Below are 15,427 nucleotides of genomic sequence, written 5' to 3'. Positions count from 1 at the left end.
GCGCGTCATCAGCGCGAGCGCGGCGAGTGCGCCGTTGAAGCCGAGCAGTCCGTCGGCGAACGATGCGCCGCTGGCGCCGAGCGCAACCAGCAGCACGGTCGATACCAGCGCACCGCCGAGCGCGTACGCGGCGGCGCGGCGCGATGCGATGGCGAGGCCGGCGACGATCAGCGCGCCGGCCCACGCGCCTTGCGCGAAAGTGGTCTGCGCGACGCCTGAAAGAAGGGCGTCGGCGGTGGAAGCAAGCGTCAGCGCCGGACCGGCCGTCGCGCCACTTGCATGCTGCAATGCGACAAACGGCAGCCACAGCGCGGTGACGACGAGGCACGGGCTCGAATACGGGCACTGGCGCCAGCGGGCGAGCGGTCCACGCATCGCGCGCTGCACGAGCGCCGCACCGATCGAGGCCAACGGTACCAGCGCGACGGCGGCCAGCGAAAAGGGCGCGAACAGCACGGCGATCAGTGCGGCGAGCGCGCCGTTGAAGCCGTGCAGCCCCTGTTCGACGTCGCGGCCCTCGGCGCCCGTCAGCACGGCGGTCATGCTGGCGGCGGCCGAGCCGACCAGCGCCGCGCTCGCGAGCCGCAGGTCGGTCAGCGCCAGCGCGGCGAGCAGCAGCGCGCCGGTGAGCGCATTTGCCTGCAGCACGATTTGCCCGATGCCGCGCAGCAGGATACGCAGGTCGATCGACGGCGAGGCGGGGCGGGCGGTAGGCATGATGGCGGCGGAACAGGACGAGCCGCGAGCATAGGACACAATTCCATGCACCGGAATAGGGAATTCTGGATAGTCAGGATTTGTGGGCGGTGCACCAGATCGGGGAATGCGGAGAATCCCCGGTGCTTGAGCGCCGCTCCGTTGGCGTATTCAGGGGCGTTGTTCGCACCGCTCGTGCATTCGGGCGGCGGCTGGCGTTGTGGTCGGGGGATTTGTGCCACGATGTCCCGCATCGGGAAAACCGGGAGGCGGAAAGATGCGCGAAGTGCGTTGGGCGTCGCTCGAAGGCGACGGGGTCGAACATCTGACGTTCGACCGGAGCGGCGGCGGGATCGTCGTCGAAAGCGCGGTGGTCGGCCAGCGGTACGGCCGTGCGTACGGGCTCGCGTATCGCGTCGAGTGCGATGCGCACTGGCACGTGACCTGTGCGGTGCTCAAGGTGATGGGCGGCGCCACGCTCGAACTGCGCAGCGACGGCGCCGGCCACTGGCACGACGGCTCAGGCCGCGCACTGCCGGAACTCGATGGCTGCATCGACATCGACATCGCGGCGACGCCGTTCACGAATTCGCTGCCGATCGGCCGTCTCGGGCTCGCGCGCGGCGAGCGGCGGCCGATCGACGTCGCGTACATCTCGACGCCGGACCTGAAGGTCACGCCGGTCAAGCAGGCCTATGCGTGCCTCGAGCTGGGCCGGCGCTACCGCTACGAAGGAATCTTCCGCGACTTCACGGCCGAGATGGAGATCGACGACGACGGGCTCGTCGTCGATTACGAGACGCTGTTCAGACGCCTGCCGGCGGCGCCCGCGGTGCGCTGAACCCTGGCCGCGGCCGGGGCGAGCGCCGGCCGCTCCTGCGCGGACGCGAAGCGGTCGATCCGCGACGCGATCATGTCGGGATGACGCAGCACGATCCAGTGCGTGCCGTCGATTTCCTCGCGCACGTGGTCGCCGAGCCAGCGGTCGAGGTCGACCGACATCTCGGGCGTCACGTAGCGGTCGCGCACCGGTACCAGGATCTGCACGGGCGCCTGCGCGTACCGTTCACGCGGCTTGCGTGCCCGTGCGATGAAGTTCGCGCGGTACAGCTGCAGGCCGTTCAGCGCGTTCTTCAGTTGCACGGGATCGCGCTCGGCCCGCACGCGCTCGGTGAGCTGCAGCCAGCGCGGCCACAATGCCGCACCGCCGAGCCGCCACACCAGTGACGGTACGAGCGGCAGGTGGAAGAACGCGATGTACCACGACTTCAGGCTCTGCTTGAGCCGCATCTTCGCGCGGAACACGTGATCGAGGCACGGGCCCGAGATCGACGTGTACGACGCGATCCGGCCGCGGAACGCGGGGTCGGTCACGGCCTCCCAGCACTGGATCGACCCCCAGTCGTGGCCGACGAGATGGAACGGCCGGCCGCCGCAGGTTGCGTCGGCCACCGCTTTCAGGTCGGCGGCGAGCCGTTCGAGCGTGTAGTCGGCGCGGCGGCGCGGCGCATCGGACGCACCGGCGCCGCGCACGTCGTACGCGATCACGCGGTAGCGCTTCGCGAGCCGCGCGCGGATCGGCGCCCACACGGCCGCCGAATCCGGGTAGCCGTGCACGAGGATCAGCGGCGGGGCGCGACGCGACCCGCTTACGTAGACGGCGAGTTTCACGTCGCCGGACTGGACGGTCAGCATCTCGTGGGCGCGCGACATGGCGTCATGCCTGCGGAACCGGGTGCAGCGGCACGCGGCGCGGGGCGGCTTGCGCCGCGTAGCGCGCGTTGGTCGCGTCGATGTTCTCGAGCAGCGTGTCGAGCCCCTGCAGGTACTGATGGTTGTCGTGGTCCCACGGGTGGAAGCCCGGGCGGAAGTAGTCGAGCCATTCGCGCGCGATGCTCGGGAACACGCCGTGCTTCGGGCTGTACAGATACTTCACGAGGCGCCACATGCCGCCGAACTTGCCGTGCTCGCGACGGTGCGCACGCATCAGGCGCACGTGGAAGTCGAACACGATGGTCCAGAAGAACACGGTCGTCGTCAGCATCGTGCCCGTGCGCAGCAGGTAGCTGCCGAGGCCCGGCTTCATCACGGTGGTCCATACGTCGTACGACACCGCCTTGTGCTCGGTTTCCTCCATCGCATGCCACATCCACATCTGCTGGTAGCCTTCGACCGAGCCGTCGATGCGGTGCTCGTGGCCCGACAGCAGCTGGTTCGCGAGGATCGCCGTGTAGTGCTCGAGCGCGATCGTGATCGCGAGCTGCATCGAATGCGGCAGCACCTTCTTGAACCAGCCGAGGATCGTCCACAGGCGCTTGTCGAGCTTGTGCGCGGGCAGGCCGGACGACTGCAGCAGGTCGTTGTATTCGATGTGCTCGCGCGTGTGCATCGCTTCCTGGCCGATGAAGCCGAGCACCTGCTTCTTCAGTTCGGGATCCTCGATCTGGTCGCGGTAGTTGCGCACCGAATCCATGAAGAAGCGTTCGCCGGCCGGGAACAGCAGCGACAGCGCGTTCATGAAGTGCGTGACGGGCACGCCCTGCACGTGCCAGTCGCGCGCGCGTTCGGGGGGCAGCGCGAAACGGATGTCGCGCCGCACGGGCATCATGTTCGGGGTCGTCATGATTGTTCTCCTCCCTGGTTGCCTGCATTGTTGTAGGTGGCGTGCAGCGGCGCGCCCGCCGGCGTGCCGCGTGCGGCGCGGCGGGCCTTCGCGGCCTCGCGGCGCGTCGCGAGCACGACGAGCGCCTGGTACGCGGACGGCAGGATGCGCGCCATCCAGTCCGCACCCTTCGCGTCGCGGCCGATCAGCACGCGGCGCTTGTTCTTGCGCACGCCGGCGAGGATCGTGCGTGCGGCGTCGTCGGCGGTCGTGATGAAGAACTTCTCGAAGCTGTCCTTGCCTTGCTGTTCGCTCTCGACGATGAAGCCGACCATGTTCTTCGCGACACGGCTCGATTGCGCGATGTTCGTGCGGATGCCGCCCGGATGCACGCAGGTCGCCGATACGCCGCACTTCATCATGTCGAGTTCCTGGCGCAGCGATTCGGTGAAGCCGCGCACCGCGAACTTGGTCGCGTTGTAGCCGCTCATGCCCGGCTGCGCGAAGATCCCGAAGATGCTCGACGTGTTGATCACGTGGCCGTCGCCCGATGCCTTCAGGTGCGGCAGGAACGCCTTCGTGCCGTGCACGACGCCCCAGAAGTTGATGTTCACGATCCACTCGAGATCGCTGTATTCCATCCCTTCGATCGTGCTCGACAGCGCGACGCCCGCGTTGTTGAAGATCAGGTTGACCTTGCCGTGCTCTTTCGCGGTGTCGTCGGCCCACGCGAACATCGCGTCGCGGTCGCCGACATCCAGCACGCGCGTCGACACGCGCACGTTCGGCGCGATCGTGCGGACGATCCGCTCGGTTTCGGCGAGGCCGACGGCGTTCTTGTCGGCGAGCGATACGTGGCAGCCGGCCTGCGCGAGCTGAATCGCGAGCGAGCGGCCCATGCCCGAGCCGGCGCCCGTGATCGCGGCGACCTTGTTGGCGAAATCTCTCATGTCGGTTGCTCCTTGTCTGGCTCAGGCCGCTTCGGCGGACGTGGAAGTCGAAGCGGAAGCGGCGGGCGCGGCGGCGGGCCGCGCGGTCGTGTCGTGTTGCGGCGCGCGATACGCGTGGTAGTCGGCGATCGAGAAGTGCGCGGTCGCCTGGCGGAAGCGCCACGTGAAGCCCGGCCACAGCGTCGTGTTCTTGCCGGTGCGCGGATCGAGGTACCAGCTCTTGCAGCCGCCCGTCGACCAGATCGCCTTCTTGAGCCGGCCCTGCAGGTCGCTGTTGAACTGCGCCTCGACGAGCGGGCGCACCTCAAGCGCATCCGCACGTTCGCGACGCATCGCCTGCAGTGCGCCGAGGATGTACTCGATCTGCGACTCGATCATGAACACCATCGAGTTGTGGCCGAGGCCCGTGTTCGGGCCGACGATCATGAAGAAGTTCGGGTAGCCGGGCAGCGTCGAGCCGAGGTACGCGTGCGCGCCGTCGCGCCATGCGTCGACGATGTCGAGCCCGCCGCGGCCGATGATCGCGCCGCGCGGATACGGATCGGCCACCTGGAAGCCGGTACCGTAGATCAGGCAGTCGACTTCATGGCGCTGGCCGTCGGTCGTCACGACCGCGTCGGCTTCGATGTGGTCGATGCCGGTCGTGATCACGTCGACGTTCTTGCGCGACAGCGCCGGGTAGTAGTCGTTCGAGATCAGCACGCGCTTGCAGCCGAGCGTGTAGTTCGGCGTGACGGTCTTGCGCAGCTCCGGATCGGGAATCTGCTTGCGGATGTGGCGCAGCGCGAGCTTCTGCACGTTCTTCATCAGTGACGGATGGATCGCGAAGCCGAGCACGCGCGATTCGAGCATCCAGTAGATGCTGCTGCGCACGGCCTTCTGCGTGAACGGCAGCGTGCGGAACAGCCATTTCTCGAGCCCGGTCAGGTTGCGGTCGGGCTTCGGCATGATCCACGGCGGCGTGCGCTGGAACAGTGCGAGTTCCTTCACGCGCGGCGCGATCTGCGGCACGAACTGGATCGCGCTCGCGCCGGTGCCGATCACCGCGACGCGCTTGCCTTCCAGCGCATAGTCGTGATCCCACTGCTGCGAGTGGAACGCGCGGCCCTTGAAGTTCTCGACGCCGGGAATCGACGGCAGCGCGGCCCGCGACAGCCCGCCCATCCCTGACACCAGCACGCGCGCGGACAGCCGCTTGCCGTTCGCGAACGTGAGGCGCCAGCGTTGCGCGGCCTCGTCGTACTCGGCGCGCTGCAGTTCGTGGTTCAGGCGCAGGTGCGCGCCGATCCCGAAGCGCTGCACGCAGTCTTCCAGATAGGCGCGGATCTCCGGCTGCGGCGCGAACATGCGCGTCCAGCGTGGGTTCGGCGCGAACGAGAACGAATAGACGTGCGATTGCACGTCGCATGCACACCCGGGGTAATGATTGTCGCGCCACGTGCCGCCGACCGACGCGGCCTTCTCGAGGACGACGAAGTCGGTCACGCCTGTTTGCCGCAGGCGGATTGCCATCCCGAGGCCGGCGAAGCCGGTGCCGATGATGGCGATGTCGATGGTTTCGTCCAGGCCGTCGTGGCCGGGCGGACCGAAAGGCAACGTGCGAGCATTCATCCGGGTGTCTCCGATTTGGCTCATTTTCGAATGTTACATTGTTTGATGTAACGATAGTGGGTGAACCCGGAAACCGCAAGAGGCTAGAAGCGGCGCTCTAAGGGCCGGAAGCCAGACGGGAAAAGGCTGAGCGGGGTTTGGAACGGGCCGGTTTCCGCATCGCGGGATACGCGGAAACGGCCGTCGACAGGGCGAGAGAGGGAGCAGGCGAGACCGCCGGTGCGCGGCGGTCTGTTTGAAACAGTATCAGGGACGGATCGATCGGGCCGCCGTCTCATGGAAAACCCCGGCCACGATCGTGACCTGCGCGAGCGCATAGAGGCCCCAGATCAGGTAGTCGATGCCCGGAAAGCCGCCGAGGAAGCGGCCGACGCCGATCAGCGTATCGGAGCCGACGAAGATCAGGCTGCCGATGGCCACCAGCGGGCCGCGCGTGTGGGCGGCGAGCGCGAAGCTCGCCATCACGCACAGCACGAGCATGTAGACGGCGACCGGTGCCAGCAACTCGCCGAGGTGCGGGAAGAACGCCGCGTAGAACGCCGGCGCGGCGATCCACAGCCCGACGAGTGCAACGATGCGCCAGCCGTGCGGCCGGGCGCGCCAGCGCATGAAGATCGCGCAATAGCACACGTGCGTGAGCAGGAATGCGCCGAGGCCGAGGACGAACGACAGCGGCCAGTCGGGCAGTGCGAGCAGCACGTCGCCGAGCACGGCCGTCACGAGCGCCGCGCACAGCCACGCGCGTTCGCGCGGCGCGGCGCAGGTGCTGCCCGCCGCGAGCAGCAGGATCCCCATCGCGGCTTTCGCGGCGGCCTGGCCGGGATAGGGCGCGGCGGCGAGCGACAGCCCGTACAGCAGCGCGGCGACGACGGCGAGCGGCCAGAGCCGGCGGTAGGTGGCGGGAAGCGTGGCGATCAAGGCGGGTGTCTCCGGTTTGTTGTTGTCTGCGGTGGACGGCGCGCCGTCGAGGGCGCGGCTGTCGGCCATTATCCGGAAGAAAGGGCGTGGTAAAACCGGCGAATCCTTCTAGGAAACGGCCGGGATCGCCGTGCACCGGCTTGCCCGCCAGCGCATCGATCCGGCGATCGCGGGCCCCGATGCCTGGGCGCGGCCGCCGGATTTCTCCGCGCGTTGCCCCGGTTGAACCGGGGCAACGACTTCAATTCGGCTTGCTATGATCGCCGCGGTATTGCCGTTGTCGATGTGGTTGTCGCTGTCGTTGTTCCGCCCGGCCGCGCGACTGGATGCGCAAGCCGGTGCGTGTCCGATGAATCCATGCCGTGCCCGGCCCGTGCGCTCATGCGAAGCGGGGCGGGCTGGCCTCCCCACGAAAACAGGTCCGACCATGACCGAACTTCTCCACGGCGACGGCGCGATCCGTCGCACGACGCCGTACGGCTCGTCGATCGAAAACACCTATGCGGGCGTGCTGTCGTTCATGCGCCGCAACTATTCGCGGGAGCTCGACGGCGTCGACGTCGCGATCTCCGGCGTGCCGCTCGACCTCGCGACGACCTACCGCTCCGGCGCGCGGCTCGGCCCGGCTGCGATCCGCGCGGCGAGCGTGCAGCTCGCGGAACTTCATCCGTATCCGTGGGGCTTCAACCCGTTCGACGATCTCGCGGCCGTCGACTACGGCGACTGCTGGTTCGATGCGCACAACCCGCTGTCGATCAAGCCCGCGATCGTCGAGCATGCGCGCACGATCCTCGGTTCCGGCGCGAAGATGCTGACGCTCGGCGGCGACCACTACATCACGTATCCGCTGCTGGTCGCGCATGCGGAGCGCTACGGCAAGCCGCTGTCGCTGATCCATTTCGACGCGCACTGCGACACGTGGGCCGACGACGATCCGGACAGCCTCAATCACGGGACGATGTTCTACAAGGCCGTGAAGGAAGGGCTGATCGATCCGGCGACGTCGGTGCAGGTCGGGATTCGCACGTGGAACGATGATTTTCTCGGGATCGAGCGGCTCGATGCGGCGTGGGCGCATGACCATGGATCGCGCGCGGCGGTCGAGCGGATCGTCGATATCGTCGGCGCGCGGCCCGCTTACCTGACTTTCGATATCGACTGCCTCGATCCGGCGTTCGCGCCTGGCACGGGCACACCGGTCGCGGGCGGGCTGTCGTCGGCGCAGGCGCTCGCGATCGTGCGCGGGCTCGGCGCGGTGAACCTGGTCGGCGCGGATGTGGTCGAGGTTGCGCCCGCGTACGACCACGCGGATATCACGGCGATCGCGGCCGCGCATGTTGCGTGTGACTTGCTGTGTCTGTGGCGGCAGAAGAAGGTGGCGGGGGCGCTGAAGTAAGTCAGCATGTCGGGCAGGCGCGCATCGCCGGATTGGTGCGCGGCTGCCGTTCGCATGCCATGGGGCCGGCGAAGGAAGTCTTCGCGGATTTCCAGGCAGGGGCCTTGCCGACCCGTTGACGATATCCGCGAAACGTCAGCAGGTTGCTGCTTCCGTTCACCAGCGAAGCGTCGGCGTGTCATCGATGATGTACGCCGACGTCATCACATCAAGCGAAAAGCTATCGGCTCCTGAAAAAAGCGGCAAGCATGTCGTCTTTCGGCGCGGCAGCTTGCGTTGTTTGCTGCTTTCCCGATCGTCCGCGGGATCGTGCGTGATCCGCCCCGGCGCCGGCGCCATCGGGCCACGTCCCCGTATAGACCGCGCGCGGCCTGATGAGATCGGATTGCTCGCGCTGCTCCAGCCCATGCGCGATCCAGCCGATCGAGCGGCCAAGCGCGAACAGCCCGAATGCGGCGCCGACGGGAAGCCGCAAATGTCTGCGTAGTGCCACCAGCGCCAGATCCAGCGAGGGCTTCTGGCCGACGAGCGCGCTCCCTGCATCGATCATCCTTTTCCATTGGGGATGACGCGGCAGGATCCGCGACAACAGATACGTCGCGCGCACGTCGCCGTCGGGATAGAGCGCATGTCCGAAGCCCGGCAAGCCGTCTCCCCGGGCGAGACGCTCGCTCATTTTTTGCTCGACGTCCTTGTTACCCAGCTCGTCCCACAGCGCTTCGCCACGCGCGGTGGTGGCGCCGTGCCGCTCGCCCGACAGGCCGGCCAGGCCGCCGACCACGACGGCCCGCAAGCTCGCATTCGTCGACGCGATGCATCGCCCCGTGAAGCTCGAAGCGTTCAGTTCGTGATCCGCGCACAGCACGAGCGCCATCCTGATCAATTCGGCGCCCGCAGGCCCGACGCCCCATGCCCGTGCGCATTGCTCGTGGATGGGTGCGGTATCGATCCGGGTGCGCAGCAGGCATGCCGCCAGGATCCGCACGATATCGCCACAGCCCTGCGCCTGGCGATCGGCCGACTGATGCCAGATCGCCGTTGGCGTGTCCTCGCTTGCGACGGTGAAGAGCGGCAGCAGCGCCTGCTCGGCGCGTTGCTTGTCGTAGTGCCTGAAGAGTGTTCGCAGTACTGAGGGCGTCGTGGGCACGTGACGACCGAAAGCGGTCTGCTCGTCGCATTGCCACAGCAGCGCCGCGACATCCTCGAGACTCGCGCGGGCAGCGAGATCGAGTGCATCCACACCGCGATAGAAGAGCCGGCCGCCGTCGATCAACGTGATGCTCGATTCGAGCACGGGCGAGCCCCAGTTCAGCGCGGCCTTCGCCACTTCCTTCGGCTTGTGGCCACGTGCACGTTGATCGGCGAGCCGGTCGACGTCGGCCGCGAGGTAGCGGCTTTCTCGGTGACTGCTGCCCGGTTCCGCGCGAAGCAGGCCGCGGCTGACGTACGCATAGAGGGTTTGCCGCGAGACACGGAGCCTTGCCGCGGCTTCGGTCGAATTCAGGTAGTTCGACATCGTGCGCAGGGGAAATCGTTCGACAGGTTGATCAGGATAATCAACGTTGACAGCAAATGCGAGCGAGACGATCTTTGCCTCACCCAATTCATGCGAGGCGAACATGCATATCGATCAAATGTCGAGAGAACGAGCCGCGGCCGATGAGGATCGGGCGTTGCGTCATCTGCGGGCGTTCTGGCTGGCGGCGGGTGGGTCTCCGGCGTTCCTCGAGTCGTGCGGCTTCAGCGGCTCGGGCGAGCTGGTCTCGGCATTTCGCGTAACCGACCTGGCCACGGCGGCGATCGGCGCGGCCGGGACGTCCGTTGCCGAATTGCTGCATGCGTCGACCGGAACGTTGCCGGCGGTTCGGGTCGACCGGCGCATGGCGTCGCTGTGGTTCGGCACGTCGCTGCGTCCGCAGGGCTGGACGATGCCGCCTCAGTGGGATCCGGTGGCCGGCAACTATCGGGCGCGCGATCGCTGGATCCGGTTGCACACCAACGCGCCGCATCATCGACTGGCCGCCTTGTCGGTGCTCGACTGCGCCGCCGATGCACCGTCGGTCGCGCAAGCGGTGAATCGCTGGGATGCAGGCGCGCTCGAGCAAGCGATCGTCGAACGCGGCGGTTGTGCTGCGGCGATGTACTCGGCGCAGGAGTGGGCCGGGCATCCGCAAGGCAAGGCGGTTGCAACCGAACCGTTGCTGCACGTTCATGCCGCGACCGATGCCGTCGCGCATGCGTGGCGACCTTCGAAAGACCGGCCGTTGCGCGGCATTCGCGTGCTCGACCTGACGCGCATTCTCGCCGGCCCCGTGGCGACACGGTTTCTTGCGGGCCTGGGCGCCGACGTGCTGCGCATCGATCCGTACGGCTGGGAAGAACCGGGCACGGTACCCGAGGTCGTCCTCGGCAAGCGGTGTGCGCGGCTGAACCTGAAGGATGCCGCGGATCTCGATACGCTCAAGCAGTTGCTCGGCAGCGCCGATATCGTCGTGCACGGTTATCGGGCCGATGCGCTGGCGCGCCTCGGACTCGATGCTGCACATCGGCACGAACTGAATCCTGCGCTCATCGACGTGTCGCTCGACGCTTACGGCTGGAGCGGTGAATGGCGCTGCCGGCGCGGCTTCGACAGCCTCATTCAAATGAGCACGGGCATCGCCGAGGCGGGCATGCGCATGGCGGACGGCGATGAACCGGTGAACCTGCCCGTTCAGGCCATCGATCATGCGACGGGCTACCTGATGGCGACGGCCGCCATCCGCGGGCTGACGACACGAATGAAAGAGGGCGTCGGTACCGAGGTTCGCGCTTCGCTGGCGCGTACGGCGGCCGAGTTGCAGTTGCGGTCGGAGCCCATGAGCGAGGTAGTCGAACTGGTCGCCGACGGTCAACGTGATCGCGCGGAACACGTCGAACCGACGTCGTGGGGGCCGGCATCCCGGCTCCTTCCGCCAGTGCAGATCGACGATGCGCCGCTCCGTTGGCTTTATCCGGCGCGTGCGCTGGGGGCGTATGAACCCGAGTGGTTGTCTTCGAACCGCGATCTTTGAGGCGGTGCGATGAATCGTCGGGTGTCGGTGAGTGGCGTCGGGACGGGAATCGACCTGGCCACGGCGATGCATTTCGCCTGGTGCCATGCGCAGGTCGTCATCATCGGACAGTGCACGAACACGCTGGAACACGCGGCCGAAGTGATCGGCGGCGTGTTTCCCGATGCGTGCCCGCCGCGCCCTGGCTGCCGACCAGGGCCTGCCTGATCGGACGGAACGCGTTCGGAATACGCTGGTCGAGCGGTTCGAAACCCTGGATATCGCGGTCATCGCGACCGGCGGAGAGGGGGCGGGCTAGTGAAACAGGTAGGCCGGCGCAGACCGCCGGCGCGTTGTGCATTGCTGGATCGAGGGCCGGGCGTTGCCCTTAACCGCGCGTGTCGACCCAGTTGCGTGCCCAGCGGGCCGAATGCTGCAACGCCTGCTCCTCACTCGTGAAGTAGTCGAGCGAATAGAACTGGTAGCGGCCTTCGGTGCGTGGGCTACCGGCGCGTTCAAGCAGCAGGTTGGATGAAAAACTACCGTCGGGCAAACGATGCGCCGAGGGTTGAACGGCATAGCCGTTGTATTGTTGAATTTGGTTGTTCTGCATTTTAATTTTAATAATGTTCGAGTGCGCGCGTGCCGTGCCAAATGTGCACGGGTACGCCGATTCACAGCCATTGCGAGCTGAATCTGAAGCAGTCGTAAAGCGAAAAAGGGCTTGGCAGCCTGAGGGGGAATGAAGTGCAACGAGGCGTGTGGCGCTCGGCGAGCTGCTGAATGAACCGATGCAGCTATGAGCAATCGCGCCAACTTTGGGAGATCAATCTCCGCGAGGATGTCGCTGCAACCCGGCATCCGTTACGGGAGGCCGGGTCCTTCAAACTTTACAGCGGCTTGATGTTGGCCGCTTGCAGACCCTTCGGGCCTTGCTTCGTTTCGAAGCTCACCTTCTGATTTTCAGCCAGCGTCTTGAAGCCGTCGGCGCGAATTTCCGAGAAGTGGGCGAACAGGTCGTCGCCGCCGTTGTCGGGCGTGATGAAGCCAAAGCCTTTGCTGTCGTTGAACCACTTGACGATACCGGTATCCATGAAGATTCCTTGAGAAAAAAATAAACGAAGATTTGCTCTGTAAACGAGCGCGTGAAGCATCAAGGAGGGAGTGGACAACGAATACCGCTGAGGAGCGATCAATTGATGAACAGCAATCGGACTTCTTGAACTTCGGACGATACACTAACCGCTGGGCGGTGCCGGCGTCAATCGCTACTTTGTAACTGTTTCTTCGGGCGGTCGGATTGGCGGATGAAGCGATGTGGCCCTGCCTGGCTGCCGGACTGCGCGCGCTACCCGGCATGACGCGCGGGTAAGGCCGACGAGTCGTGTGTCCGTCGGCCTCTTCGACACCATGCGCGCTTTGTTCCCGCTACTTCGCCGCGAGCGCACTCTGCACGCTTTTATCGACCCATGCGTTGTCGGCCACGCTCAGCTTCTGCGGAATCAGCTTCGCCGCATAAAACGCATCGGCGACACCTTGCTGGGCCGCGACGATCTTGTCGTCGAGCGGCACCGCACCGAACGGGACGCGCTTGATCCACGTTTCGACGAGCGGCTGCGGCAGGCCGACCTTCGGTGCGATCAGCGCGGCCGTGTCGGCCGGATGCGTGTTGACCCACTGGCCCGTCTCGCGCGCCTGCTTCATGATCGCGCCGACCACGTCGGGATGCTGCTGCGCGAAGTCCCGCGTCGCTTCGTAGAAGTTGTTGGTCGCCGAGAGGCCCGTGTAGTCGGACAGCGTACGCACCTTCAGCGCGTCTTGCGCGGCTGCATAGTACGGATCCCAGACGACCCATGCATCGACGTTGCCGCTCTCGAACGCGGCGCGTGCATCGGCCGGCGCAAGGTACACGGGGCGGATTTCGTCGTAGCGCACTCCGGCCTTCTTCAGCGCTTCGAGCAGCAGGTAGTTCGCGCTCGAGCCCTTCTGCAGTGCGATCTTCTTGCCGCGCAGGCCGGCGACCGAGCGGATCGGCGAATCGGCCTTCACGACCACGGCTTCGTTGTGCGGCGCCGGCGGTTCCGCGCCGACATAGACGAAGTGCACGCCGGCCGCCTGCGCGAACACGGGCGGCGGCGCACCCGTATAGCCGAAGTCGATGCTGTTTGCGTTCAGCGCCTCGAGCAGTTGCGGGCCGGCCGGGAATTCGAACCACTGCACGCCATAGCCGAGCGGCTTGAGCCGCGCTTCGAGCGAGCCTTGCGCCTTGATGACCGACAGCAGGCCGGCCTTCTGGTAGCCGATGCGCACGACCTTGTCGGCGCCGCCTTGCGCGAAGGCCGACGCGGCGGACAGCGCGACGAGCGTGACGGCGGCGGTGCGCGCGATCCAGCGGGTGAAACGAATCATCGAACGGACTCCATGCAAAACGTCTTCGGGTGAGCGGTGGTGCCGCTCGGTTGGAAGAATCGTCGCATGGGCGATCACGCCCGCAAACGAAGCATTGCCGATATCAATATGACGGCGGCGCGCCTATGCTTCGTCGCTGTCGTCTTTCGATGCCGGTGTGCCGGACTGTCGCGCGGCCTCGTCGCTGAGCTTCTTGTCGAGGATCGTCGCAACGCGGCCGCCGAGATACGCGCTCGCCGCGGTTTCCAGCGCGCGGTTCGTCTCGCCTTCGACGAACACAGCCGCGAGCGGCCGCAGGCGCCAGATCGCATCGACCAGTTCGGGCACGTCGGTGGCGGGCGGCAGCGTGCCGGCGTCGTAGCGGTCGAGCCGCTTCACGACGAGATCGACGAGCAGTCGCGCGATCGCGTCGAAATGCGGCCGCGCGAGGCTGATCACGTCGAGCAACTCGCGCGGCGGGATGCCTTCCTTCGTCATCGCGGCGGCTGCTTCGAGCAGTGCGGGGCTCTTTGCGACGAACGACAGGCCGCGCCGTTCGAGCAGGCCGAGTTCGGTCACGCGCGACAGTTGCGTGGTCGCCTGCGGGCCGAACATCTGCGCGAGCGCGGCGAGCGAATAGGTCTTCGGCAGCTCGTGCGACCAGCGGCCGCCGATCGCGTTTTCGAGGCCGAGGATCGAGCGCAGGTCGTGGCCTTCGTCGATCGCCTTGATCAGGTCCTGGATGTTCGACAGCGTGTAGCCGCGCGCGAGCAGGTGGTTGATCAGCTTCAGGCGCGCGACGTGCGTGTCGTCATAGATGCCGACGCGGCCGCGCTTTTCCGGCGGCGCGAGCAACCCGCGATCCTGGTACGCGCGGACATTGCGCACGGTCGTGTCGGACACGCGCGCGAGTTCGTCGACCGTGTACTCGTTGCGGGAGTCCGGCGCCGCCTCGTCGGGTGTGGAATGAGTCTGTTTTGACATGCGGCCATTCTAGCGCGACGTGGCAGGCTCGGGCGAGACGGGGAGCGTGCGTGCGCCTTCGCCGAGCGGGCGCTGCAGCAGCGCCGTATCGATCCAGCGGCCGTGCTTGAAACCGGCCGCCTTCAGCATGCCGGCCGGCTCGAAGCCGAACGCGCGATGCAGCGACGTCGAGCCGCCGGTGCCGCCGTCGGCAATCACCGCGATCATCTGCCGCCACGGGCCGGCCTCGCAGCGTTCGATCAGCGCGGCGAGCAGCGCGCGGCCGATCCCGCGTCCGCGCTGGGCGTCGTCGATGTAGATCGAATCCTCGATCGTGAAACGGTACGCGCTGCGGGTGCGGTACGGCGTCGCGTACGCGTAGCCGGCCACGCGGCCGTCGCATTCGGCGACGAGGTACGGCAGCGCGTGGCGCAGCACTGCGTCGCGGCGTGCGCGCAATTCGGCGACGTCGGGCGGCGTTTCCTCGAACGACGCGACGCTGTGGTGCACGTGGTGCGCATAGATCGCGTGGATCGCATCGAGGTCGGCGTCGGTCGCGTCGCGAACGACGCAGGCGGGGGCGGTGGGCATGGCGGCGGGTCCGGCGAATTCAGAACGCAAACCGCTACTATGCCGGCCGCTGGAGCGCGTGGCAAAGCCGTGTGCGGAGGCGGCTGCCTACAGTCGGCCGTCCGCCGCGTGCACGGCCTCGGCGATCGCATCGGCGACACGCTGCACGCGCGGCGACCGGCGCACGTCCGGGTGGACCACGAGCCAGATCTCGCGCTCGATGTCGCAACGTGGCGCGGCCGTCAGCTCGACGAGCGGCGCACCGGCGTGTGCGGCCGGATCGTCGACGAGAAACCGCGGC

The 15,427-nt window shown here is 66.9% G+C and carries 15 protein-coding genes and 1 pseudogene; 3 read left to right on the top strand and 13 right to left on the bottom strand.

Annotated elements, in window-relative coordinates:
- The coding region (locus G3N99_RS20200) for an urea transporter (RefSeq protein WP_206123291.1) at positions 1-717 on the bottom strand (717 nt) is incomplete at its 3' end.
- 256 nt (positions 718-973) lie between these two features.
- Between G3N99_RS20200 and G3N99_RS20195 the strand changes: the two genes are divergently transcribed.
- A complete protein-coding gene (locus G3N99_RS20195; protein ID WP_206123290.1) occupies positions 974-1,537 on the top strand; it encodes a putative glycolipid-binding domain-containing protein in 564 nt (187 codons plus the stop codon).
- Here the strand turns inward: G3N99_RS20195 and G3N99_RS20190 are convergent.
- The 5 genes from G3N99_RS20190 to G3N99_RS20170 all read right to left on the bottom strand — a co-directional run bounded on the left by G3N99_RS20190 (position 1,489) and on the right by G3N99_RS20170 (position 6,777).
- Positions 1,489-2,409, bottom strand: coding sequence for an alpha/beta fold hydrolase (locus tag G3N99_RS20190; RefSeq protein ID WP_174937667.1), 921 nt, complete (start codon positions 2,407-2,409; stop codon positions 1,489-1,491). The two genes, G3N99_RS20195 and G3N99_RS20190, sit on opposite strands and share 49 nt — an antisense overlap.
- Before the next feature lie 4 nt (positions 2,410-2,413).
- Positions 2,414-3,319 (bottom strand): metal-dependent hydrolase, encoded by a 906-nt coding sequence (locus G3N99_RS20185; protein ID WP_174916582.1) that lies wholly within the window; start codon positions 3,317-3,319, stop codon positions 2,414-2,416.
- Complete coding sequence (locus G3N99_RS20180; protein ID WP_206123289.1) at positions 3,316-4,248, bottom strand: SDR family oxidoreductase; 933 nt, start codon at positions 4,246-4,248, stop codon at positions 3,316-3,318. The genes G3N99_RS20185 and G3N99_RS20180 overlap by 4 nt, the downstream gene beginning before the upstream one ends.
- Before the next feature lie 21 nt (positions 4,249-4,269).
- Positions 4,270-5,859 (bottom strand): NAD(P)/FAD-dependent oxidoreductase, encoded by a 1,590-nt coding sequence (locus G3N99_RS20175; protein ID WP_174951764.1) that lies wholly within the window; start codon positions 5,857-5,859, stop codon positions 4,270-4,272.
- A 246-nt stretch (positions 5,860-6,105) separates the two neighbouring features.
- Positions 6,106-6,777, bottom strand: coding sequence for a lysoplasmalogenase (locus G3N99_RS20170; RefSeq protein ID WP_174981958.1), 672 nt, complete (start codon positions 6,775-6,777; stop codon positions 6,106-6,108).
- Positions 6,778-7,204: 427 nt separating this feature from the next.
- Here G3N99_RS20170 and speB point away from each other — a divergent pair, with 427 nt between their 5' ends.
- Complete coding sequence (gene speB, locus G3N99_RS20165; RefSeq protein ID WP_206123288.1) at positions 7,205-8,173, top strand: agmatinase; 969 nt, start codon at positions 7,205-7,207, stop codon at positions 8,171-8,173.
- Between the two features lie 220 nt (positions 8,174-8,393).
- Here the strand turns inward: speB and G3N99_RS20160 are convergent, their stop codons facing one another.
- Positions 8,394-9,689: a citrate synthase family protein gene (locus G3N99_RS20160; RefSeq protein WP_206123292.1), complete on the bottom strand. Its 1,296-nt coding sequence runs from the start codon at positions 9,687-9,689 to the stop codon at positions 8,394-8,396.
- A 103-nt stretch (positions 9,690-9,792) separates the two neighbouring features.
- Here G3N99_RS20160 and G3N99_RS20155 point away from each other — a divergent pair, with 103 nt between their 5' ends.
- Positions 9,793-11,226, top strand: coding sequence for a CoA transferase (locus tag G3N99_RS20155; protein WP_206123287.1), 1,434 nt, complete (start codon positions 9,793-9,795; stop codon positions 11,224-11,226).
- A 367-nt stretch (positions 11,227-11,593) separates the two neighbouring features.
- Here G3N99_RS20155 and G3N99_RS20150 read toward each other — a convergent pair whose 3' ends face one another.
- The 6 genes and pseudogenes from G3N99_RS20150 to G3N99_RS20125 form a co-directional block, all read right to left on the bottom strand.
- Positions 11,594-11,818, bottom strand: a complete 225-nt coding sequence (locus G3N99_RS20150) for a hypothetical protein (RefSeq protein WP_011354757.1) — start codon at positions 11,816-11,818, stop codon at positions 11,594-11,596.
- A gap of 277 nt (positions 11,819-12,095) precedes the next feature.
- Positions 12,096-12,299, bottom strand: coding sequence for a cold-shock protein (locus G3N99_RS20145; protein ID WP_006485974.1), 204 nt, complete (start codon positions 12,297-12,299; stop codon positions 12,096-12,098).
- A gap of 334 nt (positions 12,300-12,633) precedes the next feature.
- Positions 12,634-13,614: a sulfonate ABC transporter substrate-binding protein gene (locus G3N99_RS20140; RefSeq protein ID WP_206123286.1), complete on the bottom strand. Its 981-nt coding sequence runs from the start codon at positions 13,612-13,614 to the stop codon at positions 12,634-12,636.
- 123 nt (positions 13,615-13,737) lie between these two features.
- Positions 13,738-14,577, bottom strand: coding sequence for a MerR family transcriptional regulator (locus G3N99_RS20135; protein ID WP_174937653.1), 840 nt, complete (start codon positions 14,575-14,577; stop codon positions 13,738-13,740).
- Positions 14,578-14,586: 9 nt separating this feature from the next.
- Positions 14,587-15,147: a GNAT family N-acetyltransferase gene (locus G3N99_RS20130; RefSeq protein ID WP_206123285.1), complete on the bottom strand. Its 561-nt coding sequence runs from the start codon at positions 15,145-15,147 to the stop codon at positions 14,587-14,589.
- Between the two features lie 87 nt (positions 15,148-15,234).
- Positions 15,235-15,427: pseudogene (locus G3N99_RS20125) on the bottom strand (LysR family transcriptional regulator); the annotation flags it as partial.

It is taken from the genome of Burkholderia sp. Ac-20392, from assembly GCF_017104585.1.
In the GTDB taxonomy this organism is placed as follows: Bacteria; Pseudomonadota; Gammaproteobacteria; order Burkholderiales; family Burkholderiaceae; genus Burkholderia; species Burkholderia lata.
Note: the sequence above shows the minus strand (reverse complement) of the source record. Positions and strands in the feature narration are given on the sequence as shown.